The organism is Streptomyces deccanensis, assembly GCF_022385335.1.
Lineage (GTDB): Bacteria > Actinomycetota > Actinomycetes > Streptomycetales > Streptomycetaceae > Streptomyces > Streptomyces deccanensis.
Map to the genome: position 1 here is coordinate 1,565,231 of NZ_CP092431.1, position 25,586 is coordinate 1,590,816.

The 25,586-nt window shown below is 71.2% G+C and carries 22 protein-coding genes; 7 read left to right on the forward strand and 15 right to left on the reverse strand.

Features of this window, described 5'->3' with window-relative positions; all coding sequences use genetic code 11:
- The first annotated feature begins 115 nt into the window (after window positions 1–115).
- Window positions 116–3,307, forward strand: coding sequence for a glycoside hydrolase (locus tag L3078_RS06940; protein ID WP_239752065.1), 3,192 nt, complete (start codon window positions 116–118; stop codon window positions 3,305–3,307).
- A gap of 106 nt (window positions 3,308–3,413) precedes the next feature.
- Here L3078_RS06940 and L3078_RS06945 read toward each other — a convergent pair whose 3' ends face one another.
- The 7 genes from L3078_RS06945 to L3078_RS06975 form a co-directional block, all read right to left on the reverse strand.
- Complete coding sequence (locus L3078_RS06945; RefSeq protein ID WP_239760240.1) at window positions 3,414–5,012, reverse strand: cellulase family glycosylhydrolase; 1,599 nt, start codon at window positions 5,010–5,012, stop codon at window positions 3,414–3,416.
- 91 nt (window positions 5,013–5,103) lie between these two features.
- Window positions 5,104–6,090 carry a glycoside hydrolase family 127 protein gene (locus tag L3078_RS06950; protein WP_338059563.1) on the reverse strand — a complete coding sequence of 329 codons (987 nt, stop codon included), beginning with the start codon at window positions 6,088–6,090 and terminating at the stop codon, window positions 5,104–5,106.
- A complete protein-coding gene (locus L3078_RS06955) occupies window positions 6,008–6,307 on the reverse strand; it encodes a hypothetical protein (RefSeq protein WP_239752067.1) in 300 nt (99 codons plus the stop codon). The genes L3078_RS06950 and L3078_RS06955 overlap by 83 nt, the downstream gene beginning before the upstream one ends.
- 2 nt (window positions 6,308–6,309) lie before the next feature.
- Complete coding sequence (locus tag L3078_RS06960) at window positions 6,310–8,316, reverse strand: glycoside hydrolase family 127 protein (protein ID WP_239752069.1); 2,007 nt, start codon at window positions 8,314–8,316, stop codon at window positions 6,310–6,312.
- A 136-nt stretch (window positions 8,317–8,452) separates the two neighbouring features.
- Window positions 8,453–9,274 (reverse strand): carbohydrate ABC transporter permease, encoded by an 822-nt coding sequence (locus tag L3078_RS06965; RefSeq protein WP_338059564.1) that lies wholly within the window; start codon window positions 9,272–9,274, stop codon window positions 8,453–8,455.
- Between the two features lie 14 nt (window positions 9,275–9,288).
- A complete protein-coding gene (locus tag L3078_RS06970) occupies window positions 9,289–10,227 on the reverse strand; it encodes a carbohydrate ABC transporter permease (RefSeq protein ID WP_338059565.1) in 939 nt (312 codons plus the stop codon).
- Between the two features lie 222 nt (window positions 10,228–10,449).
- Window positions 10,450–11,769: an ABC transporter substrate-binding protein gene (locus tag L3078_RS06975; RefSeq protein WP_239752074.1), complete on the reverse strand. Its 1,320-nt coding sequence runs from the start codon at window positions 11,767–11,769 to the stop codon at window positions 10,450–10,452.
- Window positions 11,770–12,038: 269 nt separating this feature from the next.
- On the opposite strand from L3078_RS06975, the gene L3078_RS06980 reads away from it, so the two are divergent.
- Window positions 12,039–13,067 carry a LacI family DNA-binding transcriptional regulator gene (locus tag L3078_RS06980; protein WP_239752076.1) on the forward strand — a complete coding sequence of 343 codons (1,029 nt, stop codon included), beginning with the start codon at window positions 12,039–12,041 and terminating at the stop codon, window positions 13,065–13,067.
- A gap of 33 nt (window positions 13,068–13,100) precedes the next feature.
- Here L3078_RS06980 and L3078_RS06985 read toward each other — a convergent pair whose 3' ends face one another.
- Window positions 13,101–13,913 carry an alpha/beta fold hydrolase gene (locus tag L3078_RS06985; RefSeq protein WP_239752078.1) on the reverse strand — a complete coding sequence of 271 codons (813 nt, stop codon included), beginning with the start codon at window positions 13,911–13,913 and terminating at the stop codon, window positions 13,101–13,103.
- A 268-nt stretch (window positions 13,914–14,181) separates the two neighbouring features.
- Here L3078_RS06985 and L3078_RS06990 point away from each other — a divergent pair, with 268 nt between their 5' ends.
- Window positions 14,182–14,736, forward strand: coding sequence for an SMI1/KNR4 family protein (locus tag L3078_RS06990; protein WP_239752080.1), 555 nt, complete (start codon window positions 14,182–14,184; stop codon window positions 14,734–14,736).
- 32 nt (window positions 14,737–14,768) lie between these two features.
- Here L3078_RS06990 and L3078_RS06995 read toward each other — a convergent pair whose 3' ends face one another.
- Entirely contained in the window at window positions 14,769–14,966 is a 198-nt protein-coding gene (locus L3078_RS06995; RefSeq protein ID WP_239752081.1) for a hypothetical protein, read from the reverse strand.
- Window positions 14,967–15,197: 231 nt separating this feature from the next.
- Window positions 15,198–15,659, reverse strand: coding sequence for a MarR family winged helix-turn-helix transcriptional regulator (locus tag L3078_RS07000; RefSeq protein WP_239752082.1), 462 nt, complete (start codon window positions 15,657–15,659; stop codon window positions 15,198–15,200).
- A gap of 112 nt (window positions 15,660–15,771) precedes the next feature.
- Here L3078_RS07000 and L3078_RS07005 point away from each other — a divergent pair, with 112 nt between their 5' ends.
- From L3078_RS07005 to L3078_RS07020, 4 genes are all read left to right on the forward strand, one after another.
- Window positions 15,772–16,170: an HGxxPAAW family protein gene (locus L3078_RS07005; RefSeq protein ID WP_239752084.1), complete on the forward strand. Its 399-nt coding sequence runs from the start codon at window positions 15,772–15,774 to the stop codon at window positions 16,168–16,170.
- 158 nt (window positions 16,171–16,328) lie between these two features.
- Window positions 16,329–17,444 carry a LacI family DNA-binding transcriptional regulator gene (locus L3078_RS07010; protein ID WP_239752086.1) on the forward strand — a complete coding sequence of 372 codons (1,116 nt, stop codon included), beginning with the start codon at window positions 16,329–16,331 and terminating at the stop codon, window positions 17,442–17,444.
- A gap of 298 nt (window positions 17,445–17,742) precedes the next feature.
- The gene (locus L3078_RS07015; RefSeq protein WP_239752088.1) at window positions 17,743–19,803 is read left to right on the forward strand and encodes a galactose-binding domain-containing protein; all 2,061 of its coding nucleotides are present in this window, start codon (window positions 17,743–17,745) and stop codon (window positions 19,801–19,803) included.
- 30 nt (window positions 19,804–19,833) lie between these two features.
- The gene (locus tag L3078_RS07020; RefSeq protein WP_239752091.1) at window positions 19,834–20,439 is read left to right on the forward strand and encodes a TetR/AcrR family transcriptional regulator; all 606 of its coding nucleotides are present in this window, start codon (window positions 19,834–19,836) and stop codon (window positions 20,437–20,439) included.
- Between the two features lie 3 nt (window positions 20,440–20,442).
- Here the strand turns inward: L3078_RS07020 and L3078_RS07025 are convergent, their stop codons facing one another.
- The 5 genes from L3078_RS07025 to L3078_RS07045 all read right to left on the reverse strand — a co-directional run bounded on the left by L3078_RS07025 (window position 20,443) and on the right by L3078_RS07045 (window position 25,584).
- Entirely contained in the window at window positions 20,443–21,024 is a 582-nt protein-coding gene (locus L3078_RS07025; RefSeq protein WP_239752093.1) for a GTP-binding protein, read from the reverse strand.
- Window positions 21,011–21,367 carry a DUF742 domain-containing protein gene (locus L3078_RS07030; protein WP_239752096.1) on the reverse strand — a complete coding sequence of 119 codons (357 nt, stop codon included), beginning with the start codon at window positions 21,365–21,367 and terminating at the stop codon, window positions 21,011–21,013. Before L3078_RS07030 ends, L3078_RS07025 begins: the two co-directional genes overlap by 14 nt.
- Before the next feature lies 1 nt (window position 21,368).
- Window positions 21,369–21,797: a roadblock/LC7 domain-containing protein gene (locus L3078_RS07035; protein ID WP_020114533.1), complete on the reverse strand. Its 429-nt coding sequence runs from the start codon at window positions 21,795–21,797 to the stop codon at window positions 21,369–21,371.
- Window positions 21,798–21,846: 49 nt separating this feature from the next.
- The gene (locus L3078_RS07040) at window positions 21,847–24,336 is read right to left on the reverse strand and encodes a sensor histidine kinase (protein WP_239752104.1); all 2,490 of its coding nucleotides are present in this window, start codon (window positions 24,334–24,336) and stop codon (window positions 21,847–21,849) included.
- Window positions 24,337–24,576: 240 nt separating this feature from the next.
- The gene (locus L3078_RS07045) at window positions 24,577–25,584 is read right to left on the reverse strand and encodes a substrate-binding domain-containing protein (protein WP_239752106.1); all 1,008 of its coding nucleotides are present in this window, start codon (window positions 25,582–25,584) and stop codon (window positions 24,577–24,579) included.
- Window positions 25,585–25,586 lie beyond the last annotated feature (2 nt).

A 25,586-nucleotide genomic window follows, 5' to 3' on the forward strand; every position in this document is an offset into this window, starting at 1 on the left:
GCGGGAATCCGTGCACACAAGGACTAGAAAGCGCTTTCAGTTTCCTGAATGCTAAGCACGTGTTTTGGGCATGTCAACGAGATCGCGTTCGCCTCTGTGTTGTGGAAGGAGTGTCGTGACCCCACGACATCGCATCGCCCGGGCTCTGGCAGCCACGGCCCCCCTGGTACTCGGCGCGGGCCTCGTGACCGCGCCCGCGGCGAGCGCGGACGCGTCGGCCCCGGCGGCGCAGGCGGCGCCGGGCGCGGTCACCTTGCGGATCGACCCGTCGTACCGGCAGCAGGAGTTCGAGGGCTGGGGCACCAGCCTCGTCTGGTTCGCCAACGCCACGGGGAACTACCCCGAGCCCATCCGAAGACGGCTCGTCGACATGCTGTTCGGCGAGGACGGCCTCGGCCTCACCATCGCCCGCTACAACATCGGCGGCGGCAACGCCCCCGACGTGCGCAAGGACTACATGAAGGCCGGCGCCACGATGGACGGCTTCTGGAAGGCTCCCGAGGGCACCACCCGGCAGGACATGGAGTGGTGGGACCCGAACGACCCCGACCACTGGAACTGGGACGCCGACCAGGGCCAGCGCTGGTGGGTGGACCAGATCAAGGACAAGGTCGACACCTGGGAGGCGTTCAGCAACTCGCCGCCCTGGTTCCAGACCGTCAGCGGCTATGTCTCCGGCGGCTTCGACGCGAACACGGACCAGATCCGCGCCGACCGCGTCGACGAGTTCGCCACGTATCTGGTGCGCGTCACCGAGGAGTTGGAGAAGCGGCACGGCATCGACTTCGACACCATCGCCCCGCTGAACGAGCCGAACACCAACTACTGGGGCACCCAGATCGGCGCGAACGGCCAGCCCACCGGAGGCCGTCAGGAGGGTGCGCACGCGGGCCCCGCGCTCCAGCAGAAGGTCGTCCTCGCGCTCGACAAGGCGCTGGAGGGAGCGGCGACCGACGCCGAGATCTCCGCGATGGACGAGACCAACCCCACGATCTTCACCCAGAATTGGAACGCCTACGACGCCTCCGCGCGGGCGGCGCTCCCCCAGCTGAACGTGCACACCTACGGCACCGGGATGCGCACCAGCGCCCGTGACATCGCCAAGGGCGCCGACAAGAAGCTCTGGATGAGCGAGGTCGAGGGCACCTGGGGCACCGGCACCGACTTCACCGGCATGGAGCCCGGCCTCGGCATCGCCACCCGCATGGTCGACGACATGCGGGAACTGGAGCCCTCCGCCTGGGTGTTCTGGCAGCCGATCGAGGACTCGATCCCGCAGGCCGCCGCCGGCAAGAACTGGGGCAGCATCCACGTGCCGTTCAACTGCACGGCCACGGACACCCTGGAGACCTGCCCGGTCCGGGCCAACTCCAAGTTCCACACCATCCGCAACTTCACCCACCACATCCGTCCGGGCGACCACTTCGTGAAGGTCGACGACCCGTCCAGCGTCGCCGCCGTCAGGAAGTCCGGCCGTGCGGCCAGCGTGGTCCACGTCAACAGCGGCACCACCGGGCGTTCCGTCACCCTCGACCTCTCGCGCTTCGGCAAGGTCTCCTCCCGCGCCACCGTCACCCCCGTCGTGACCAGCGCCGACGGGGCCCTCGTCGAGGGAACGCCGGTCCGGGTGAAGGACCGTGCCGCCACCCTCGACGTGCCGGCCAAGTCCGTCACCACGTTCCTGGTCGACGGCGTCAGCGGGGTGGCGAAGGACGCCGCGCTCGTCCAGCCCGGCCATGTGTACCGGCTCCAGGGCGCCCAGAGCGGCAAGTCGCTGACCCCGTCGGAGGACGGCACCGGCGTCGTCATCCGCACGACCGGCGCCGCCGACGCCCGGCAGCTCTGGTCCGTCGAGCAGCTGACCCCCGGCCACGACAACCGCGAGCGCTACACCCTCGCCGACGCCCGCACCGGCAGGCGACTCGCCGTCCGCGACAACCAGGCCGTCCTGGAGGAGCCTGCCGACGGCGAGGTCCCCGCGACCGCCCAGTGGATCATCTCGACCACGGGCGACGGCAGTTGGACCTTCGTGAACACCGCCACCGGCCGCCTCCTCGACGTCACCGGGAACTCCTCGGCGGACGGCGCCAAGGTGTCGACGTACACCCCGACCTCGGCCGCGAACCAGCGCTGGACGGTGGCCGACGAGACCGTGCTGCGCACCGAGCAGGCCGAGGCGTTCACCGTCCCCGGGCTGCGCCCGAAGCTGCCGGAGACGGTGACCCCGGTCTTCCGGGACGGCGCACGCGGCAACCTGCCCGTCGAGTGGGAGCTGCCGTCGGACCGGAAGTGGCGCAAGCCCGGGACGGTGCGCGTGACGGGTGAGGCGACCGACGCCCTCGGCCGAAAGCACCCCGCGAAGGTCCTCGTCACGGTCGACACGATCGCCTCGACGCTGCCCGCCCGCGCCAAGACGTACGTGGGCGGCGCGCCGGAGCTGCCGGCGACGGTGGTCGGCGTCGGCCGGCACGGCGGCCGGACCACCCTCCCGGTGAGCTGGGACGCGGCGCCCGAGGGGGCGTTCGACAAGGCGGGGGTCGTGACCCTGCGGGGCCGCGCGGAGGTCGTCGACGGCAGCACGGCCGAGGCGACCGTGCGGGTCCAGGTCACCGAGGCGACCCGGAGCAACATCGCGACGGACCCGGCCGTCTCCGTGGGCGCCACCTACACCGAGAGCGGCTACTCCGCCGAGCGGCTGCGCAACGGCACCACCGCCGAGAAGGCCTGGTCCAACTGGCGGTCGGGCACCAAGAACCCCTCCGACACCATCACCTTCGGTCTGCCGAAGGCCCGTGACCTCACCCGGATCGTCGCCCACTTCCACCGCGACGGGACCAACGTGTCCTTCCCGGAGAGCCTGAAGGTGCAGGTCCGCGCCACCGAGCACGGTCCGTGGACCGACGCGGGCGACCCCGTCGCGGTCGGCACCGAGGGCACCCCGGTGATCGACGTCCCGCTCGACGCGGGCCCGGTGACCGGTGTGCGCGTGGTGATGACCGCGCGTCAGGGCGGCTACATCACCCTGGGCGAGATCGAGGTGTACGCCAAGAGCGCCGGTGTCTCCTCGGACGCGGCCGCCGGCGGGATCGAGGTCGCCGGCCGGCCGATCGGGTCCTTCGACCCCGACACCACCGCCTACCGGGTGGCGACCGACGACCCGGGCCGGGCGAAGGTCACCGCGACGGCGCGCGATCCCTACGCGGCCGTCACCGTGGAACGCGACGGCCGGACGTCCGCCGTCGTCACCGTGACGAGCGAGGACGGCTCACGGACCCGGGCGTACCGGATCACGCTCGTACGACGCTGATGTGACCGGCGGGGGCCGCGAGCAGGCCCCCGCCGGTCACCTCGCGGGTCAGGGTCACCTGGCACGACCCGACGGCCCGCGAGAACCGGTCACCTCACCGGGGCGGTCAACTGCTCGCGCAGGCCGCCCCGTTGAGCGTGAAGGCCGTGGGCGCGGTGTTGCTGGCGCCCTTGCTCCCGATGAACCCGACCGTCACGGACCCCGCGGCCGGGATGGTGGAGGTGTACGAGGCGGGCTTCACGCTCACCGAACCCCCGCTCTGTGTCGCGGTCCCGCCCCACATGTTGGTGACGGTCTGGCCGTTGGCGAAGGTGAAGGCGAGGGTCCAGCCGCTGACGGCCGTGGTGCCCGTGTTGCGGATGACGATCTCGCCCTGGAAGCCGCCCTGCCACTCGTTGGTGGCGCGGTAGGCGACGGAGCAGGTACCGGAGGGCGTGCCGCCGGTGGTGACGTTCACCGCGGCCGAGCGGGCCGACCGGTTCCCGGCGGCGTCACGGGCGTAGACGGCGAGGGTGTACGCCGTGTCGGCGGTGAGGCCGGTCAGGGTGACGGAGTTGGTGGTGGATGCGGCGAGCTTGGTCTCGGTGGCGCCGCTGACCCGGACGATGTCGTAGCCGGTGACACCGACGTTGTCGGTGGCGGCGGTCCAGGAGAGCGTGGCGGAGGTCGCCGCCACCGCCGAGGCGGCCGGGGTTCCGGGGGTGCTCGGTGCCTGGGTGTCGCCCGGGGTGCCGCCGCCGAAGACGGTGGCCTCCTCGGCCGTCTGGGCGATGCCGTTGACGCCGTTGAAGATGCGCTGGCCCCAGGCGCTGAGTCGCGTCGGGTCGAAGCCGATCGACAGGTCGAGGATCGGATCGGTGTTGCCGCTCCAGGACCACGCCAGATAGCCGAGGTCCAGCCGCTCGGCGGCGGCCATCATGGTGTCCTCGTCGGGGTCGCCCCACTGGTCGGCGGGCCCGCCGAACTCGCCAATGAGAATGGGCAGTTGGGCGTTCACGAAGGCGCCGAGGTAGTCGTTGATCTCGGCGGCCGTGTCGAAGACGCTGTACATGTGGATCGAGAAGATCAGGTTGCCGGTGGTGTCGGCCTCGTACACGGACTGCGCGTTGGCGCGCATGACGCCCTGCCAGTCCTGGCCCCAGTTGGGCGCGTCCACCATGATCGTGTGCTGGAAGCCGGCAGTCCGCAGCTTCTGCACGGCGGCCTTGGTGGGGGCGGTCCAGCCCTCGGGGTTGGTGTTGCCCCAGGGCTCGTTGCCGATGTTGACGATGACGTAGTCCTCCTCGCCGGCGAGGACGTCCTTGAGGCTGATCCAGTAGTCGGCGGCGTGGTCGAGCGTGCCGGCGGCGGCTTCCTCGCCGTACCCGGTGGTGTCGTGCACCTCCAGGACGCAGATGAGCCGGTTGGCCTTGCACTGGGCGACGACGTTCGCCACGTCGGCGGGGCTGTTCTTCGCCCAGCGGTGCCCGTCGGAGAGGACGACGCGGACGGTGTTGGCGCCGAGCGCCTTGATGTCGGCCAGCGACTGCGTCTCGCCGGGGTACCAGGTGTGGGCGTGGTTGACGCCGCGCATCACGAAGTCGTTGCCGTTGGCCTCCAGCAGCCGGCCGTCGCTGATGTGCAGGCCGATGGCCCGGACGTCGGGGGCCGACTGGGCGAGGGCGACGGCGGGGGCGAGGACGCCGAGCAGGGTGAGCGCGATCATGCCCGCGAGGCCGGCCAGGAGCGTGCTCAGGGGATTTCTTCCAGTTCTCACTGCGACTCCAGGTGGGGGTGGGCGCCGAGAAGGTCAGGCATCAAGGGGTGGGGGGTGCCGATGAGGATGAAGCTATGGGAGCGCTCCCATGAACCCATCTCGCCCCGTACACGTCAACCCTTCGCGCGCGGTCAGCGCCGAAGACCGGCCCGGACGGCCGCGGCGACGACCGCGTCCCGCTCGGCGCCGGTGAACCGTCCCTCGGCCACCCAGCCGTCGGCGAGGGCACGCACCGCCCGACGAACGCCTCGGACGTCGCGAAGGGCGCCCGGGCCCAGAGGACGTCGAGGAAGGTCAGCCCGTCCCCACGGCTCCGGTTCGGGACCCCGGAGCCGGCCGTACCGAACACGACCACGGGCTCGGAGCGCCGGAAGTAGGCGTGGTAGCGAAGGTCGTTCCCGGCGAAGAACGGCGCGAGGGTGAGCCCGTGCGTGGTGAAGTGCAGGGGCCTGCCCTCGGGGCGGACGGCGTCGGCGAGATCGCCGCGCAGGGTGAAGTCCTCGTAGAAGGAGAAGCCGCGGAACCCGGCCTCCGCGCTCTGCGCGACCAGCAGCAGCGGGCCGAAGAACACCGACTGGACCATGGGGTCGTCCGGGGTCCGCTCCACCCGCAGCCGGTACGGCGCGGAGATCCCGACCCGGTCACCGCGCCGCCACTCCCGGCTCAGCGACAGATACGACCCGGGCACGGCCTCGACCGGCTGCCGCACCCCGTTGACCGTCACGGTGAACCCGGCCGTGGCCCAGGACGGCACCCGCAGTCGCAGATCGAGCCTGCCCCCGCCCTCGCGGAAGACCAGGGTGCGCACGCCCTCCGCCGGATAGGTGCTCGTCTGTTCGACGACGAGCCCGCGTTCCGGCCACCGCAGGGTCGAGGCGAGGTAGAGGTTGACGTACAGCGCGCCGCCGTCGGTCGGCCGACGGCGGCCGCGCCGGTGGCCAGGCTCAACAGCCGTCGCCGGGTGGGGGGTTGGGACATGCTCTCGACTCCGGTGTTCTCTCGTTCGGTGCGTGGGGGCAGTGGTGATCGGTGCCGTGCCCGGCTCCGCGGTCGGCGTCGTACTGGGCGCGCATCGGGCGGCGGACCGTGAAGCCGGCCGACAACTCCGGTACGAGCTCGGCGGATCCGGAGTAGACCGGGTGCCCGATGGCCGAGTTGTCCGCCTCGGCCGGAACGGCGAGCAGCCCGGCGGCCAGCACCCCAGCCAGCGTCCTGGCGCGACGCCGTCTTCGAGATCCGGGCACGGCTACCTCCCTGAGGCGGGGTCGGGGGCGGGGGCGGATCCGGTGTCGTCGTCCGGGCCCCGGGGCGGCCGCTCCTCGGTCGTCGGCAGCCACACCCGCATCGTCGAGGGGCCCCGGTTGGCCCAGGAGTGGTAGGGCACCAGGACGATCCCGGTGCGCTCGGCGGGCGGCTCCTGCGGGGCGTGCCCGACCGGCTCGTACGGCCACGGCCGCGCGCTCGGCCCCGCGCCCCCGGCGACCTCCCCCGCGACGACGACGGTGCCGGCGGTGTCGGCCGTACCGCCGGGCCCGTCCTCGGGGGCGACGGAGGTGTCCACCCGTACAGCGTCGACATCGTTGCCTTCGGGGAGGTCGACCGACTCGGCGCAGTACACCAGCGGCCCGCGCTGCACGGCGACCGTGCCGCGTACGGCGTCGACGCGGGGGTCGGCGCGGATCCAGCGCGGGGCGACGGGGAGTTCGAGGCGTACCTCGTCGCCGGGCCGGAAGGCCCGGGTGAGGGCCGCCGTGCCCGGGGCGACCGGGCGGCGCACACCGTCCGGGTCGACCAGCGAGGCGGTGGCGCCCGTCGCCCACCCGGGCACCCGCAGGGAGAGGGTCCAGGGCCGGTCCGGGGAGCGGCCGATCCGGACGGTCACGGTCCCGCCGGACGGGTAGTCGGTACGGACCCGCAGGGCGACGTCCCGCCCGCCGGTGAGGGAGGTGGCGATGTCGGCGTCGGCGTACTGGTGCAGTTGCACGCCCTCGTCGTCCGCCGTCGCCAGATAGGCCGGCAGCTGCGCCAGGGTGCGTGCCACATTGGTCGGGCAGCACGACACGGCGAACCAGGGGGCGCGCAGCCCCGAGTCGGCGCGCGGGCTGTCGGTGTCCGGCGACGGTGCGACGCCCCGGTGCCGCCGGTGCAGGGTGTTGGCGTAGAAGAAGGACCGGCCGTCCTCGGCCGGGGAGGTCGCGACGACGTTGAACAGGGTCCGTTCGACGAGGTCGGCGAAGCGCGGCTCGCCGGTGGCCAGCAGCAGCCGCCAGCCGAGCATCACGGAGGCGACGCCGGCGCAGGTCTCGGAGTAGGCGCGGTCCGGGGGCAGGACGAAGTCGTCGCCGAATGACTCGTCACGGTGGTGCGAGCCCATGCCGCCGGTGAGGTAGGTGCGGCGGGCGACCGCGTGCTCCCACTGGCGTACGACGGCGGCGAGCAGCTCGTCGTCGCCGGTCTCCACGGCCACGTCGACGGCCCCGGCGGCGAGGTAGAGGGCGCGGACGGCGTGGCCGCGCAGCGTCGTGGCGCGGCGTACGGGAAGGTCGTCCTGGAAGTAGGCGCGGCCGAACTCGCCCTCGGCGAGGGTGCCGTGGCCGCGTCGGTCGACGAACAGCGCGGCCTGGTCGAGGTAGCGCTGCCGGCCGGTGAGGCGGGCCAGCTCCACGAGGCCCGACTCGATCTGGGGGTGGCCGCAGACGCCCTCGATGCCGCCCGGCCAGAAGGTGGCACACACGTGGTCGGCGGCGCGCTGGGCGATCTTGGTGAGTTCGCCCTCGCCCCGGGCGCGGGCCTGGGCGACGCCGGCCTGGATCAGGTGCCCCTGGCAGTAGAGCTCGTGGCCCTCCTCCAGGTCGCTGTAGCGGGCGGGTTGTCCTGGCCGCCCGAACGCGGTGCTGAGGTAGCCGTCCGGGTCCTGCGCGGGGGCGACGAGGTCGGTGAGGGCGGTGATCTCGGCGTCCAGCGGGGCACCGTCGCCGTTCGCGGCTTCCCAGGCCATGGCTTCGAGGAGTTTGTAGACCTCGGAGTCGGCGAACTCCCGGCCGCGGCGGTCCCGTTCGATCCTGCCCTCGACGGCGGCCCGGAAGTTGCCGGTCCAGCCGACGCGGTCCATCCAGGCGCGGCAGTGGTCGAGCGTGGCGGTCGTGTTGGTGTGCCGTCGCCGGGCCCAGAAGCCCCCGGTGATCCTGACCTCGTCGAGTCCGAGCGGCCTGAGGCGGCCACGGGTCGGCGCCACGGGCAGGACGGACGACATCACCGCGTTCTCCCTCACCTGTTCATGCCTCCGGTTCGTCCCTTCGGTCGTCGGGGGGCCGTGCGGGTAGGTGGGCCGTGCGGGTAGGTGGGCCATGCGTGTAAGTGGGCCGGCGGTTCGCGCGGTGGCGCGCGGGTCAGCCCTTGAGCGCGCCCGACATGAAGCCCCTGATGTAGTGCCGTTGCAGGAGCAGGAAGAGGAGCAGGCAGGGCACGGCGAGCACCACCACGCCCGCCTCGGTCGCGCCGTAGTCGACGGCGCCCATGCTCTGCTGCCGCAGATTGGCGACGGCCAGCGGCAGGGGCGCCTTCTCGCTGTCGGAGATGAGGATCAGGGGTGCGATGAAGTCGTTCCAGGCGGAGAGGAACGCGAAGAGGCCCACGGTGATCAGCCCCGGCCGTACCGCCGGGAGGAGCACCCGGCGCAGCGCGCCCGCCGTGCCGCAGCCGTCGACGAGCGCCGACTCCTCCAGTTCACGCGGGACCGCCTCGAAGGAGATCCGCATCATGAAGGTGGCGAACGGCAGTTGGAACATGGCGAGGACGAGACTCAGCCCGATCAGCGAATTCTGCAGGTGCAGCCTGCCGAGCAGCACGTAGAGCGGGATGAGCAGGGTGGCGTACGGGACCATGAGGATGGCGAGGGTCAGCAGGAACAGCAGGTTCTTGCCGGGGAAGTCGAAGCGGGCGAAGGCGTAGCCGCCGAGCAGGGAGACGCCGAGGGTGAGGCCGACGGTCAGCGCGGAGACGACGGTGCTGTTCAGCAGGTACTGCCACAGTCCCGCGTCGTACTCCAGCAGGGTCCGGTAGTTGCCGAGGCCGTGGCCGGATTCCTGTGCGGTGCCGGGCTGGGGGCTGACGGACGCCCAGGTGTTCCACAGCAGCGGAAAGAGGAAGATGACGGCGAGGCCGCCGGCGACGACGTAGTGCGGTGTCCGGCCGAGAGCGCGGGCGAGCACGGCTTTGTCCCCTCTCATGACTCGTCGGCGCGGCGCAGGCCGCGGAACTGGAGGACGTTGAGCAGCAGCAGCGCGGCCAGGACGAGGATCGAGAGGGCCGCGGCCGTCCCGAGGTTCATCCGCTGGAAGGCCTCGCGGTAGATCAACTGCACGACGGTGACGGTGCTGTTGTCCGGTCCGCCCTTGGTGAGGACGAAGAACTGGTCGAACGCGAGCAGCGATCCGGTCACGCAGAGCAGGAGCGACAGGGCGAGCGACGGCCGCAGCAGCGGCAGGGTGACGGCGCGGAAGATCTGGGCGCGGCTCGCGCCGTCCATCCGGGCCGCCTCGTACACCTCGTGGGGGATGCGCTGGAGGCCCACGAGCAGGATCAGCATGTAGAAGCCGGCGAACTTCCAGACCACGAGGAACACCGTCGACAGCAGTGCGGAGGTCGGTGACCCGAGGAACGACACGGGCTCGTCGGCGAGTCCGAGCGTCTCGGGGATGCCGCCGAGCGGGCCGGTGGTCGGGCTGTAGAGGCCCCAGAAGAGCAGCGAGGCGGAGGCCAGGCCCAGGGCGCCGGGCAGGAAGTAGACGGTGCGGAAGAAACCGGCGCCGGGGCGGGACTCCTGCACCAGCAGGGCGAGCAGGAGAGCGAGGCCCAGCAGGATCACCGTGACGATCACCGTGTAGAGCAGGGTGAAGCGGACGGCGGGCCAGAACAGGGCGGTGTCGGTGACGTCGGTGTAGTTCCCGGGGGCGTTGACGCCTCGGTCCCCGGCGAGCAGGGGCCAGTCGCTGAGCGACATCTGTCCGACGAGCAGGAGCGGCAGGACGAAGAAGACCGCGACGAACACGGCCGTGGGAGCCGCGTAGGCGAGCCCCTTGGCCCGGCGTGACCGCCACCGCGGCACCGGCGCCCGAACCGTTCGCCCCTGCTCCTCCGGCCGGGACCGGTACCCGGCGGACACGGACTCGGCCACCTTCACGGGCACACCCCTCCTCGGTCCGCCACGGTCACGGGCACACCCCTCCTCGGTCCGCCACGCTCACGGGCACACCCCTCCTCTGTCCCACGCTCACGGGAATGCCCCTCATCGGTCGGCCACCTTCACGGACGCGCCCTCCTCGATCCGCCGCCTTCACGGGCACGGCCCCCGCTGTGCGAGCCGCGCCCACCGGATCGATCGTCCTCAGTCGGCCAGCGAAGCGTTGACGGCCTCGTTGTCCTTGTGCACGGACGTGCCGTCGCCGAAGACGGCGCCGCGCATCAGCGTCAGCCAGGGCCCGTTGGGGTCGTTGAAGGTCTGGCCGAACTTCAGCGCGTACGGGGTGTGGCCGTCGGCGACGAGTTCGTTGATGGTGACGAGCCGGGGGTCGGCGGCGGAGTGCTTGTTGGACGCCAGGTCGCTGCGGGCCACGACGTCCTTGTGGGCGGCGACCACGTCGACCTGCGCCTTGTCGCCGAGGGTCCAGGCGAGGAAGTTCCAGGCCTGGTCGGCCTTCTCGCTGGTCGCGGAGACCCCGATGGCGTCGCCGCCGACGAAGGTGGCCTTGCCGCCGTCGGGACCGGGGATGGGGGCGACCCCGACGTCGAGGTCCTTGGGCATCAGCCCGAGCGTGGTCGACGGCATGGGCATGACTCCCACCTTGCCCTTGGGGAAGATCCCGGTCCAGGTCGTGCCGGTCTCGTCCTTCGCGCCGGGCGCCACGATGTCGTCGTCGACCCAGCCCCGGTAGGTGTCGTAGACCTTCTTGGCGGTGGCGGAGGCGAGGAGCGCCTCGGTGCCGTCCTCGCTCAGGACCTCCTCACCGGCCGCCCAGATGGACGGCCACCAGGTGAAGACACCGCAGCCGCCGCAGTTGCCGCCGAAGAAGGTGCCGTTGACGTCTCCGCCGAGCTTGTCCACGGCGCGCGCCTGCTCGTCCCACTCGGTCAGCGTGGCCGGCGGCTTCTCCGGGTCGAGTTTCGCCTTGCGGTAGAGGTCCTTGTTGTAGAAGAGCACCGACAGGTCGAGGGTGTGCGGCACCACGTACTTCTTGTCCTCGTACGTGCCCGCCTTGATGTGCGACTGCGCCAGGTGCTCGGCGAAGGGCAGGGCGTCGATGCGTTCGGTGAGGTCGGCGAAGAGGCCGCTGGAGGTGTAGTTGGGGACGAAGACCACGTCGGAGGCGAACAGGTCGGGCAGGTCGCGGGAGCCGGCGGCGGCGCCGACCTTCGCCTGGTAGTCGTCGGTGGGGACGACGGTCAGCTCGACCTTGTTCTTGTGGCTGGCGTTGTAGGCCTTCACCAGGGCCTCGCTCTGCGGGCGGGTCGCGGCGCGCGTCCACATCGTGAGGGTGGCGCCGTCGTCGACGCCGGTGGCGTCGGCTGCCCCGCCGCCTCCACCGCCTCCACCTGAGTCGCCGTCGCCCGACCCGCAGGCGGTGACCAGGCTCGCGGCGGCGAGCAGTGCGACGGCCCCGGTGGCGAGACGCCCCGCGCGGCCACGCGGTCCGACGGTGCTCCCCATGTTCGATCCCCCTTGTCACAAAGTGGTGTCACACAGTGGTGTCACAGTGCGGTGGCGCTGAACCGGGTGACGGCGACGAAAGAAACCGAAAAGGCTTTCTGAGACGCTAGGCGGCACCTGATGACCCGTCAATCCCCTTGCAGAGAGCGGTTGTCGACGGCGCACGAAAGCCATGCGGGCATCCGGACCGAAACGTTTCCCGTAAGGTTCCGGGTGGGGCGTGTCATCCTCGGCGAGGTCGACACGCGTGGCGAGACAGGAGATCACCCATGGCACAGGCCACCGGCCCCTCGCGTTCGCAGCCCGCCACGCTGGGCGACGTCGCCCGGCTGGCGGGCGTCTCGATCGCCACGGCGTCCAAGGCGCTCAACGGCCGCAGCCAGGTCCGCGCGGAGACCAGGCAACGGGTCGTCGAGGCCGCCGAGCGGCTGTCGTTCCGCCCCAACCAGGTGGCGCGCGGTCTGCTCGCCGGGCGCACCGGCACCGTGGGGCTGCTGACCAGCGACCTGGAGGGCAGATTCGGCATACCGATCCTGATGGGTGCCGAGGACGCCTTCGGCGCGGGCGAGGTCGCGGTCTTCCTGTGCGACGCGCGGGGCGACGCGATCCGCGAACAGCACCATCTGCGGGCGCTGTTGGGCCGCCGCGTGGACGGCCTCATCGTGGTCGGCAGCCGCACCGACCCCCGTCCCTCGCTGGGCCGCGAGGTTCCCGTCCCCGTCGTCCACGCCTACGCCCCCTCCGAGGACCCGACGGACTTCTCCGTCGTCCCGGACAACGTCGGCGCCGGCCGTATCGCCGTGGAGCACCTCCTCGCCTGCGGCCGCACCCGGATCGCCCACATCACCGGCGACCCGGGCTACCTCGCCGCGCGGGACCGGGCCGAGGGGGCACGGGCCGCGCTCGCCGACGCCGGGCTCTCCCTCATCGGTGAACCACGGTTCGGCGCGTGGTCGGAGGGCTGGGGCCGGGCCGCCACCGCGATGCTCCTGGACCGGCACCCCGACATCGACGCCGTCCTCTGCGGCAGCGACCAGATCGCCCGCGGCGTCATGGACGTCCTGCGCGAACGCGGCCACCGGGTCCCCGAGGACATCGCGGTCATGGGCTTCGACAACTGGCAGATCATGACCGCCGGTTCACGACCGCCGCTGACCAGCGTCGACATGAACCTCGAACAGGTCGGCCGCGTAGCCGCCCACGCCCTCTTCGCCGCGATCGCCGGCACACCCCGCATCGGGGTGGAGACCCTCCCCTGCAAGGTGGTGATCCGAGGCTCGACGGCACCGCTGTCATGAGGGGAGGTCCGCCCGGTCGGAGCTCGACCGGTCTCAGGAGTGACGGTCGCTTCGAACGAGCGAACGGAGGAATGCGTCGATCGCGGGACTGACGGCGCGGGCGAGATCCTCGGCGGTGTGGAGATCGCTCCCGATGTGCACCTTGGCCAATCGACCGTCGGGAAGGATGTCGGCGGCCTCTTCGGCGAGAGCCGTGGGATGACGAGGGTCGGTGCCGGGGAAGACGAGGGTCGGCACGGTGATCGCGGCGAGTTCGTCGACGCTCCGGAACGAGCGGTCGTGGCCGATTGCGGCCGCGGCCACGATGCTGGCGGGGTCGGACCGGGGTATGGCGTCGCGCACCATGGCCCCGACGACCGGCGGGAAATCGACGAGGATGGGCTCCCAGCCGGCCTCGATGCCGTCGGCCGCGACCCGGGCGGCGAACGCGTCGAGGAAGCGGATCTCGGCTTCCTTCGACTCGTCGTCCTCGATGTCCTCGACGCCGATCAGCACGGCGGCTCGTACCCGGTCCGGGTAGGCGGCCGCCGCCCGGAGCGCGATCGTGGAACCCAGGCCCGCACCGGCGAGTACGGCGTCGGGGAGGCCCAAGTGGTCGAGGAACCGGATCACGTCCTCGGTGTACTGGGCCCAGGTGTGGCGGGCCGGGTCCCTGCAGACCGAACGGCCGTAGCCCCGCAGGTCGGGCAGGACGACCATGCAGCGGTCGGCGAGGCGCTCGGCCAGGGGAAGCATGCTTCTGTGGTCGGGGCCGCCGGCATGCATGAGGACGACGGCCTGGCCTTCTCCGACGACGGTGGCGTGCAGGGCGCAGCCGTCGTCCGCCCGGTAGCTGATCTCTGCCATGGGCCGAGCCTAGAGCGGGTGCGCCGGCGCCGGGTGCGCATTGATCCGCCGACCGGTGGGCGGCCGGGGCCCGGACCCACCTGTCCGCTGATGCGGCTGTGCGGACACGCAGCGTGCGCTCGGTTGCTCGGGCCGCCGTCGAGCGGAGAACGGCCCACAGCCACGCCTACGCCCGCGCCCACTCCGGGCGACCGGGCACCAGCCCGCCGCAGCCGCTTTCCACGCCGAGCCGTAGACTCGCGCAGACCTAGTGGGGGGCGGGAACGACATGGCGGAACCGACGGGGACGACCGCGCTGCGGCAGCTGCTGCCTCCGCCTCCCGGTGCGGGCGAAAACATCGACTGGACGGCCGCCGAGGCAAGATGGGGGACCAGGTTCCCCCGGGACTACATGGACTTCATGGCCGTGTACGGCGTCGGCGGCATCGGCTCCGAGGAGGAGATCGGCGAGCTCGGAATCCTCGGGCCGTTTCCCACCGGAGCCTACGAGCACTCCCCGGACGACTTCGAGGACGAGACGGGAAACGCCCGTCTGACCTGGGAGGAGGAGGGCGCCGACCAGGAGGATCTCGACCTGGACCCGGAGCACATCCTCGCCTGGGGCAACACCTCGCACGCCGACATTCTGTGCTGGCTGACCATCGATCCGGACCCCGACAAGTGGCCCGTCCTGCTCTTCGCGCGTCATGGCACGAAGACCTGCGAGGTCGTCCCCTGCGGCATGGTCGAGTTCCTGCACAGACTCCTCACCGACCAACTCCCCTCGTACAGCATGGAGTTCACCCCCGAACCACGCTTCGAGCACTGGCGCGCGGGGCGATGATCCGCTGACGCGGGACTCATGACGTCGTCCGATCAATGATCGGGGTGGTCCCGGCGGGGATCGCGCGCGGGATCCGGGACGAACAGGCTCAACCGGTAGGTGGTCGGCTGCATCAGCCGCCCGCAGAGCGTGTCGATCCTGGTCCTCGCCCAGTCGACCCTCTCCTCCCCCGCGCGCAGGTCACGGAGGTGAGCACGCCATTCCGCCTCGTCCTGCGTCTCGAAAAGCACTTGCCAGCTCCCCGTATCCGGAGCAGTGCGAGCAGCAGCCTGCCGCCTCGCGTCCTGCTGCCGACGTCTCCTCTTCCCCTGCCCTGGCACCGGCTCAGCATCGCTGGCCGCGCGGCGGCACAGCAAGGCCATTACTCAGCCACACGAAGCGGAACGAAGCGGAACGAAGCGGAACGGCCGGGACCGACCCGACCCGACCGGACCGGATCGGACCGGATCGGACCGGGGAAGTCATCTGGACTCGTCCAGATACCGCCGCGCCAGTTCGCCCGCGCTCGTGAACCAGTCGACGAGCAGGGCCAGTTCGTCGGGCGAGTAGCGGGCGAAGAGTTCGGCGAGACGGGTGTAGAACGGGCCGAAGATCGCCATCACCCGCTCCGCCGCGTCGGGGACCGCGACCACCCGGACCCGGCGCCGGTCGGCCGGGTCGGGCTGCCGGGTCACGAAGCCGCCACGCTCCAGCCGGTTGAGGACACCCGTCACCGCTCCGGTGGTGACATGGGCGCGCGTGGCCAGATCACCGGCGGTGACCGGCGCGTCCCCGGCCTCCAGGACGTACGCGAAGCAGACGAGATCGGTGACGCTCAGCCCGAGATCCCGGGCGAACCCCTGTTGGCCGACGATCATCGTCGCGATCAGGCCGTCCATGGCACTGATCGCCTCAGGGACGGTGGGGCGGCGCTCGGCCTCCATTGAAATTGCCTCCGGGGCAGGCTAAATTCCTTACTTGCTAAGACATCTTACGACGCCGTGGGCGTGGCCGCGGCATGCCGTGACGCGCCCCGGCGCGAGGGGAGCGGACACCATGAGTCTCTACGACGAAGGACACACCGTCGCCGGCTGGACCGGCACCGCCATCGGCACCCTGGGCTCGACGGCCCTCGGCCTGGGCGTCTGCGGCTGGACCCCGGGGTTCGCCCTCGGCGCCGTCGTCTCGGTCGCGGCACTCGTCGTCACCTGGGTCCTGCACCTCGCCGGCTGGGGCAAGCCGCCCGGCCCCCGCCCCCGCGACCAGTGGAGCCTCCGGGTCCGCGACCGCTCCGCGCGCGGCGGCCACGTCGACTGCCTCGGCTGCCGCCTCGCCGGCCGCCGCCGCACCCCGGCCCCGCTCCCCGCCGTCCCCGGCCCCGCCACCGGCCTCACCACGGCCGACCTCACCGGCGCCACACCCGCCACAGTCCCGGCCGGCGACGCGCAGCCCTGACTCTCACCACCGCACCACCGCACCACCGCACCACCGCACCGATCAGAGTTCCCGACCAAGAAGCTCCCGGCCGAGGAGAGTAAACGCTTACCCTCCCCCACCACCCCAGTTCCGCAACCACCCGCCGTCATCAACCCCCAATGCAGTAACGTCGAACCGTGACGGTCAACGAAAACGGTCGCCGAAGCAGCACCGAACCCGGTGGTGGCAGGCGTCGACGGAGCAGCGCCTCGGGCGGCGAGCGGCCCAGCACGATTCGGGACGTCGCCGCGCGGGCCGGGGTCTCCGTAGCAACCGTTTCCCGCACGCTCGCCGGGAACTACCCGGTGTCCACCGAGACCCGGGCCCGGGTCATGGCCGCGGTCGAGTCACTGCACTACGTGGTGAACGTGCACGCCAAGGCCCTCTCCGGCCGCGTCGCCGGGCCGGTGGCCCTGGTCATCAAGGACATCACCGGCCCCTCCCTCGCCCATGTCGCGGCCGGGGTGGAGCAGGCGGCCGCCGACCGGGGCCGGCTGAGCCTGGTGTGCGCCACGCACGACGACTCGGCCCGCGAGGACGACCTGGTGCAGCTGATGCGCGAGCAGCACGCGGCGGCGGTCGTCCTCGTCGGCGGCGCCCGGCAGGACGAGGCGTACCGGCGGCGGATGGCCGAGTACGCGACGGCGCTGGACGCGGCGGGCTCCCGCCTGGTGCTGGTGGGCCGCCCCCCGCTGCCCGGCACCCTGCCGGTCACGGTGGTGCAGTACGACAACCGGGGCGGCGCCTTCCAGGCCACCGACCATCTGCTGACCGCCGGGCACCGGCGCGTCCTCTTCCTGGGCGGCGACCCCGGGCTCAGCACCGCCGACCAGCGCAGGGACGGCTTCCTGCACGCCCTGCGCGCCCACGGCGTCGAGCACGCCGAGGAGTTGGAGCTGCCGGGCCCGTACACCCGGGTCTCGGGGTACCAGCGCACCCGGGAGGCGCTGGCGGCCGGCCTCGACTTCACGGCGGTCTTCGCGGGCACCGACATGGTGGCCACGGGCGCGCTCGCCGCGCTGCGCGAGGCCGGGCTCGACGTGCCGGGCGACGTCTCCCTGATCGGCTTCGACGACGTCCCGTTCGCCGCCGACCTCTCCCCCGCGCTGACCACGGTGCGGGTGCCGTACGAGGATCTGGGGCGCACGGCGGTCCGGTTGGCGCTGGAGCGCGAGGAGCGCCTGGGCGGCGACGACCACGTGGTGCTGAGCACACAGCTGGTGATCCGTCAGTCGGTGCGCACACTTTCGTAGTCCGGGAGCAGGCACGCGCCTTCGTACACCGCCGACCGACGCGGCCGACCGACTCCGCCGACCGAGGCCCCCGACCCACGCCCCCCACCGGCAGTTTGACGAAGCGTCACTCCGTCGTGGGGTCGAAGGCGCCATCAGGTCAACCGTCCCGGACTATTGACTCGGGTCACCCCAGTAGCGATTCTCGTCACATCGCTTGTGCCAGCCATGACAATCGGGCTATGGCGTCGTGGGTGTTCAACGCGTCCCCCAACGGTCTGGCCGATCGACCGCGCACCCCCCGACCGAGGACGTGAGTATGACCAGGACTCCACGCGCCCACCGCAGACGCAGACCTCTCATGGTGCTGGCGCTGTTCCTGACCACGATGGGCATGCTGCTCAGCCCGTCGTCGAGTTCGGCCGCCACCGGCGAATGGTGGCTGCCCACCTCACGGCCGTCGCCCGACTCCCAGATCAACGTGACGGGCGAGCCGTTCAAGGGGACCGACTCGGCGGGTGACGTGCGCGGGTTCGTCGACGCGCACAACCACCTGTTCTCCAACGAGGCGTTCGGCGGCCGGCTCATCTGCGGCAAGGTGTTCTCGACGTCCGGTGTCGCGGACGCGCTGAAGGACTGTCCCGAGCACTACCCGGACGGCTCTCTCGCGATCTTCGACTACATCACCCACGGCGGCGACGGCAAGCACGACCCGGTCGGCTGGCCGACCTTCAAGGACTGGCCGGCGTACGACTCGATGACCCACCAGGCCAACTACTACGCCTGGATCGAGCGCGCCTGGCGCGGTGGTCAGCGGGTGCTCGTCAACGACCTGGTCACCAACGGGATGATCTGCTCGATCTACCCGTTCAAGGACCGCAGCTGCGACGAGATGACCTCGATCCGGCTCCAGGCGAAGCTGACGTACGACCTCCAGGCGTACATCGACGCGCAGTACGGCGGCACCGGCAAGGGCTGGTTCCGGATCGTCACCGACAGCGCGCAGGCCCGTGAGGTCATCAAGCAGGGCAAGCTCGCCGTCGTCCTGGGCGTGGAGACGTCCGAGCCGTTCGGCTGCAAGCAGATCCTCGACATCGCGCAGTGCAGCAAGGAGGACATCGACAAGGGTCTCGACGAGCTGTACGACCTGGGTGTGCGCAGCATGTTCCTGTGCCACAAGTTCGACAACGCGCTGTGCGGCGTCCGCTTCGACGAGCACGGTCTCGGCACGGCCATCAACGTCGGGCAGTTCCTGTCGACCGGCACGTTCTGGCAGACGGAGAAGTGCAAGGGCCCGCAGAAGGACAACCCGATCGGCGGGGCGTCGACGGAGGCCGAGCAGGACCTGCCGGCGGGCACCGAGGTGCCGGAGTACGACGCGGACGCGCAGTGCAACGTGCGGGGGCTGACCGATCTCGGTGAGTACGCCGTGCAGGGCATGATGAAGCGCAAGATGATGCTCGAGATCGACCACATGAGCGTCAAGGCCACCGGCCAGGTGCTGGACATGTTCGAGGCCGCGTCCTACCCGGGCGTGCTGTCCTCGCACAGCTGGATGGACCTCAACTGGACGGAGCGCGTCTACTCCCTCGGCGGTTTCGTCGCCCAGTACATGCACGGCTCCGAGGAGTTCAGCGCGGAGGCGAAGCGTACGGACGCGCTGCGGACCAAGTACGACGTGGGCTACGGCTTCGGCACCGACTTCAACGGCATCGGCGATCACCCCGCCCCGCGCGGCGCGAACACCTCGAACCCGGTGAAGTACCCCTTCAAGAGCGCCGACGGCGGCTCGACGATCGACAAGCAGACCACGGGCCAGCGCACCTTCGACTACAACACCGACGGTGCCGCCCATGTGGGCATGGTCCCGGACTGGATCGAGGACATCCGGCTCGTCGGCGGACAGGGCGTGGTGGACGACCTCTTCAAGGGCGCCGAGTCGTACCTCGGGACCTGGGGTGCCTCCGAGGCCCACCAGGCGGGCGTGAACCTCGCCAAGGGCGCGACGGCGACGGCCAGTTCGTCCGAGTCGAACCCCGTCACCAGCTACCAGCCCGGTCGGGCGGTGGACGGCGACGGCGGCACCCGCTGGGCGAGCGACTGGAGCGACAGCCAGTGGCTGAAGCTGGACCTCGGTTCCTCGCGCGTCATCAAGAAGGTCACCCTCGACTGGGAGCGGGCCTACGGCAAGGCGTACCAGGTCGACGTCTCCACGGACGGCTCGACCTGGAAGACCGTGTGGTCCACGACCTCCGGTGACGGCGGCCTGGACACGGCCTCGTTCTCCGCGGTGTCGGCCAGATATGTTCGCATGCTGGGGACCGACCGCGGCACGGACTGGGGTTACTCCCTCTACGAGGTCGGCGTCTACAGCGGCTGACCGCACTTCACGGGGGAAAGAGGGGCTCATATGGCACGCCTGCCGTCGGCCGAGCGGCGCAGACAGCTCACCGAGGCCGCGATCCGCGCGATGACCCGGGACGGCGTCCCCAGGACGACGACCCGGTCCATCGCGGCCGAGGCGGGCGTGTCACTGAGCGTCTTCCACTACTGCTTCGAGTCGAAGCAGGAACTGATCGAGTCCGTCATCACCACCATCACCGGGCACTACGTCACGCTGGTCCGGGAGGCGATCCGGCCCCGGGACACGCTCAGGGAGACCGTGCGGGCCGGGTTCCAGGCCTACTGGGACCATGTCGCCGCCCACCCGGGCGAACACATGCTGACCTACGAGCTCACCCAGTACGCCCTGCGCGAGCCGGGCTTCGAGCATCTGGCGCGCCGGCAGTACGAGATGTACCAGGACACCTACGCCGAGCTGATCGAACAGCTGAGGCTGTCCATGCGATTCGAACTGTCCGTCCCCGTCCCGGTCCTGGCCCGCTACCTCGCCGCCATGACCGACGGCCTCACCCTGAACTTCCTGGTCCTGGGCGACGACGCGGCCTGGACGAACACCCTCGACACGATCACGGACCACGTGGCGGGCCTGGTACGCGAGGAGGTCCGTCCGTAGCCGTCAGTGCGCCGACGCCGCGATCAGTTGGTCCAGGAGGGCGATCAGGACGTCGCGGGACGAGGTGCGTTCGCGGGCGTCGAAGAGGATCACGGGGGTGTTCTCGGGGAGGGCCAGGGAGTCGCGGATGTCGTCGGGCTCGTAGGGGTGTTCGCCGTGGAAGCCGTTGACGCCGATGACGAAGGGGATCTTGCGGCGTTCGAAGAAGTCGATGGCGGCGAAGCTGGACTCGGGGCGGCGTACGTCGACGAGCACGACCGCGCCGAGGGCGCCGATCGCGAGGTCGTTCCACATGAACCAGAACCGCTGCTGCCCGGGCGTGCCGAACAGATAGAGCACGAGGTCCTGGCCGATGCTGATGCGGCCGAAGTCGAGGGCCACCGTGGTGGCGTTCTTCTCGGGGATGCCGTCGAGGTCGTCGACCCCCAGCCCGGCGGTGGTGAGGGGTTCCTCCGTGCGCAGCGGGACGATCTCACTGACCGACCCGACCATGGTCGTCTTCCCGACGCCGAATCCGCCGGCGATGAGGATCTTCACCGTGTCGGGTGCCGGAGTGCCCTGTGCGGTGTGGTCAGAGCCGGCCAAGGCCGTCCCTCACTTTCTTCAGCAGGTCCAGGTCGGGGGCGCGGGCGATCAGGCGTGGCTGGCGGACGCTGATCCTGCCCGCTTCCAGCAGGTCGCAGAGCATGATGGCGACCACGCTGACCGGGAGGTCGAGCTTGCTGGCCAGCTCCGCCACCACGATCGGCTTCGCGCACAGCCTGACGATCCGCGCGTGCTCCGGCTGCGGCCGGGTGCCCCCGGCCGGCTGCGGGTCCACGGCCGTCACCATGGTGATGAGGGTGAAGTCGCCACGGGCGGGCCGGGTGCGGCCGCCCGTCAGGGTGAACGGGCGAACCAGCCTGCCCGCCGCGTCGCCTCCGTTCACCTCACTCGCCGCTGTCGGCCGCGACGACACCGGCGCGTGGGGCCGCGCTGAGGTGCTCGCCGATCTTCTTCACCAGCATGTTCATCTGGTACGCGACGACGCCGACGTCGGCGCCCTGCCGGGTCAGCACGGCGAGGTTGGCGCCGGGTCCGGCGTTGGTGAGGATCAGGAAGGCGTTGCCCATCTCGATGAGCAGCTGGCGGACGGGCCCGCCGCGGAAGTCCATGCTGACGCCCTTGCTGAGGCTCATCAGGCCGGACGCGGTCGCCGCCAGCCGCTCGGCGTCGTCGCGCAGGAACGCGGTGGACTTGCTGACGACCAGTCCGTCCTCGGAGAGAACGACGGCGTGGTCGACCTCGGCGACCCGGTCCACCAGTCCGGTGAGCAGCTGGTCGAGCTGGCTGTGGGTGGCGGGGATGGGGCGTGTCATCTGTGTGTCCTTCAATGAGCGGTCTGCGGGGGAGGGAGTCGTGGGGGCGTCAGGTGCCGGAGGCGGGGACTCTGTCTCCTGGGTCTTCGGATGCGGTGTCCTCCCCTGGTGCGAGATCGGGTTCCGCGTCGTCACGTGCCTGGAGCGTTCCGCGCTGGAACCCGGCGAGCGAGGAGGCGGCCCGCTCGGCGGTGAAGTCGTCGGCGTCGCCGTCCGGGCAGGGCTCCGCCTCCTCCTTCAGCTCCGCCGCCAGACTGGTCTGCGGGATCCGGCGGGGCAACGGCATCGGGCCGCCGCCCTTCTTCCCGGCCCGCGACTTCCCGCCTCGGGTCTCCCCCGCTCGGGGCTCCCCCGCTCGGGGCTCCTCGACGGGTGCGGGCCGTGCCCCGTTCGCGTCCTCGACGGTGTCGGCCGCACGCGCGTGCCCGGCGGACCGTTCCTCCGCCGCGCCGTCCTGGACCGCGCCGTCCTGGGCCGCGCCGTCCACGTCCTGCCGTACGGCATCGGTCTGCGGCTCCGCCGTGGCGGCGGCGACCCGAGCGGCCACCAGCGAGGTACGGGACGGCGGCTCGACCGGATCGGTGCCCTCGTCCTCGTCGGGAACGGGAGCCTCGCGCACCACGATCTCGTCCGGAATCAGCACGATCGCGGTCGTCCCGCCGTACGGCGAGGCGCGCAGCGTGACGGTGATGCCGTGCCGGGTGGCGAGCCGGGCGATGACGAACATGCCGAGCCGGAGGTCGTCGGCGAGCGCGACCACGTCGAACTGCGGAGGCACCGCCAGCTGGGCGTTGAACGCGGCGTAGTCCTCCTCGGACATGCCGAGCCCGCGGTCCTCCACTTCGAGGGCGAGTCCCTTGGCGACGATCGCGGCGCGGACGCTCACCGGGCTGGGCGCGGGCGAGTACGAGGTGGCGTTGTCGATGAGTTCGGCGAGGAGGTGGATGACGTCGGCCACGGCAGGCGGGGCGATCCACACCTCGTCGTCGGCGTGCACCTCCACCCGCTGGTACTGGGCGACCTCGCCGACGGCGCTGCGCAGGATGTCGATCAGGGCGACCGGTTCGGTCCAGCTGCGGCCTGGGCGCTCGCCGCTGATGATGACCAGGTTCTCCTCGTAGCGGCGCAACTGGCTGGCGGTGGAGTCCAGTTCGTACAGGCCCTTGAGGATCTCCGGGTCCTGGTGCTGGCGCTCCAGCTGGTCGAGCTTGGTGAGCTGGAGGTTGACCAGGTTCTGGCTCTGCCGCGCGATGCCGAGGATGACACGCTGGAATCCGCGCCGGGTGTCGGCGAGTTCCACGGCGGTGTGCACGGCGGTGCGCTGGGCGGCGTTGAACGCCTTGGCGACCTGGCCGAGTTCGTCGGTGCCGTAGTCGAGCGGTGCCGCGGCCTCGTCCACGTCGACCTTCTCGCCCCGGTCGAGGCGGGCGACGACGTCGGGCAGCCGGTGCTCGGCGAGGCCGAGGGTGGCCGTGCGCAGGCCGGTGAGGCGCCGGGACAGGGAGCGGGTGATGCGCCAGGACATCACGACGCACACCAGCAGCGCGGCGAGACCGCCGGCGCTCAGCGAACCGGCCGTGATCAGCAGCCCGCGTGCCTCCTGGCCGCTGCGGTCCAGCAGGGCCTTGGTCTGCGCGCGGATCAGCTGCTCGTACTCGACGGACAGCTTCGCCATCGAGGCGTCCCAGCGGGCCTGGGCGTCCGGCAGTTGGGTCTTCCGCGCGTCCCCGGTGCCCGTGGTGCGGGCCGCGAGGACCTGATCCTCCACGGCCTGGAGCCGCTGCCAGTCCGCGCCCTGGACGATCCGCTCGACGTGGATCTTCACCTCGCCGTCCAGCGAGGGAACGAGCTGGTTGTCGACGAGCCAGCGGCGGGCGCTGAGCACCTGGGCGAAGCGCTCCCGGGTCGGCTCGTCGAACCGGCCCGAGGGCCAGTTGAGGGTGAGGATCGCGTCTTCCTGGGACACCAGTTCCGCGGCCTGCGCGAGGGTGACGAGCGGACCGGCCTGCGAGGTGAGGTCGCCGTCGTCGACCTGGGAGAGCGCCTGGAACGCGTGGATCTGGCCGTCGATGATCGAGCTGTAGTGGTCCAGGATCTGCTCGGGCGTGATGTCGGTGGGGTTGTCCACCTGGTCGCGGTAGTACTCCAGGCTGTTCGACGCGCCCATGACCGCGTACAGCTGATCACCGATGCGGGCGGGGGCGTCCTCGATCTCGTCCGCGCGACGGTCGAGTTTGGCGACCGCCCGGTCGGTCTCCCGGCGCTGCTGTTCCAAGGCGGCCCTGGAGCTGCCCGGGGCCCCCATGTAGGCGGCTGACAGGGCGCGCTCACGCTGCAGGGCGAGGGCCGCGTCGGTGCCCATCGCGCCGGTGGACTTGCTCAGTCCGGTCTGCGTCCGCAGCCGCAGGCCCTCCGAGAACATCTGGGTCGTCGTCACACCCCAGCTCGCGGCCAGCGTGACGCTGGGGATCAGAGCCAGGAGGATCAGCGAGAGACGTATGGAGCCGAGACGGCGCCGGGCGCCGGTCCGTGAGGGCATCGTCGTCCTTGGGCGGTTGGCGGGGAGCGGAAGGGAGCGGGAGCGGGGGCGACAGGGTCCGGGGATGGTGGGTGGACACCTGTCAGTACGGCGCACAGGGGATGCGCAGGATGTTATCCGCACAAGTGAACGCACGTCGCAGGGGTGGCCGGAAGTTTGGGGTCGCCGTTACACGACCGTTCCGGATGCTTGGGTTCGGGTGCGCGGTCATGTCCGAACGGAAGGTTCCGTTTGCCGGTGTCAACGGGTCCCGTCCGCCGCGAACTCGGCGATTCCGGCGATGTTCTTCTTGGTGACGAACGCGGGGCCGGTGAGCACCGGCTCGACACCGCCGCCGCTGATGTTGCCGTTGGTCTCGTAGAGCCAGAGCCCGTCGACCGCGAGATAGCCCTGGAGGTAGGGCTGCTGATCGACGGCGAACTGGACGTCGCCGTCCTTCACCGCCTCGACCAGGTCCTTGTTGAGGTCGAAGGTGGCGACCTGGGCCTTGCTGTTCACGTCGTCCACCGAGTCCACGGCGGCGAGCGCGAACTGGGCGCCGAGGGTGACGACCTCGTCGATGGTGGGGTCCTGACGGAGCCTCGCGGCGATGGCGTCGGTCACCGAGTCGATGTCGGTGCCGTCGACGTAGAGGTTCTCGGTCTGCCCGGTGAAGCTCTTGCGCACACCCGCGCAGCGGGCCTCCATGGCGACGTTGCCGCGCTCGTGGATGACGCACAGGGCGTGCTTGGCGGCGCGGCCGTCGAGTTCGTCGCCGAGGGCGCGGCCGGCGACGCTCTCGTCCTGGCCGTAGAAGGCCAGCAGGCCCTGCGCCTGCCAGGCGTCGATACCGGAGTTGAGGCCCACGACGGGTATCCCGGCGGCGCGGGCCTGGGTGACCGCGCCGCGCATCGCCTGCGGCTTGGCGAGGGTCACCGCGATGCCGTCGACCTTGTCGGCGATCGCGTCACGCACCAGCTTCGCCTGCCCGGCGGGGTCGGGGTCGCTGACGAAGGTCAGCTCGACACCGTCCTTGGCCGCGGCGACCTCCGCGCCCTTGCGGACCAGGTCCCAGAAGGCGTCCCCCTCGGCGCTGTGGGTGATCACCGCGATCTTCATTCCGCCCGGGGATCCCGAGGCGCCCTTGTCCGAATCGGCGTCCGATCCACCGAACGCCGAGCAGCCGGCGACGGTCAGACAGAGCGCCGCGGCGAGTGCCGCGGCACGGAACACCGCGGAGATCCTGTGGGACGCGGGGGGTGGGTTCATGG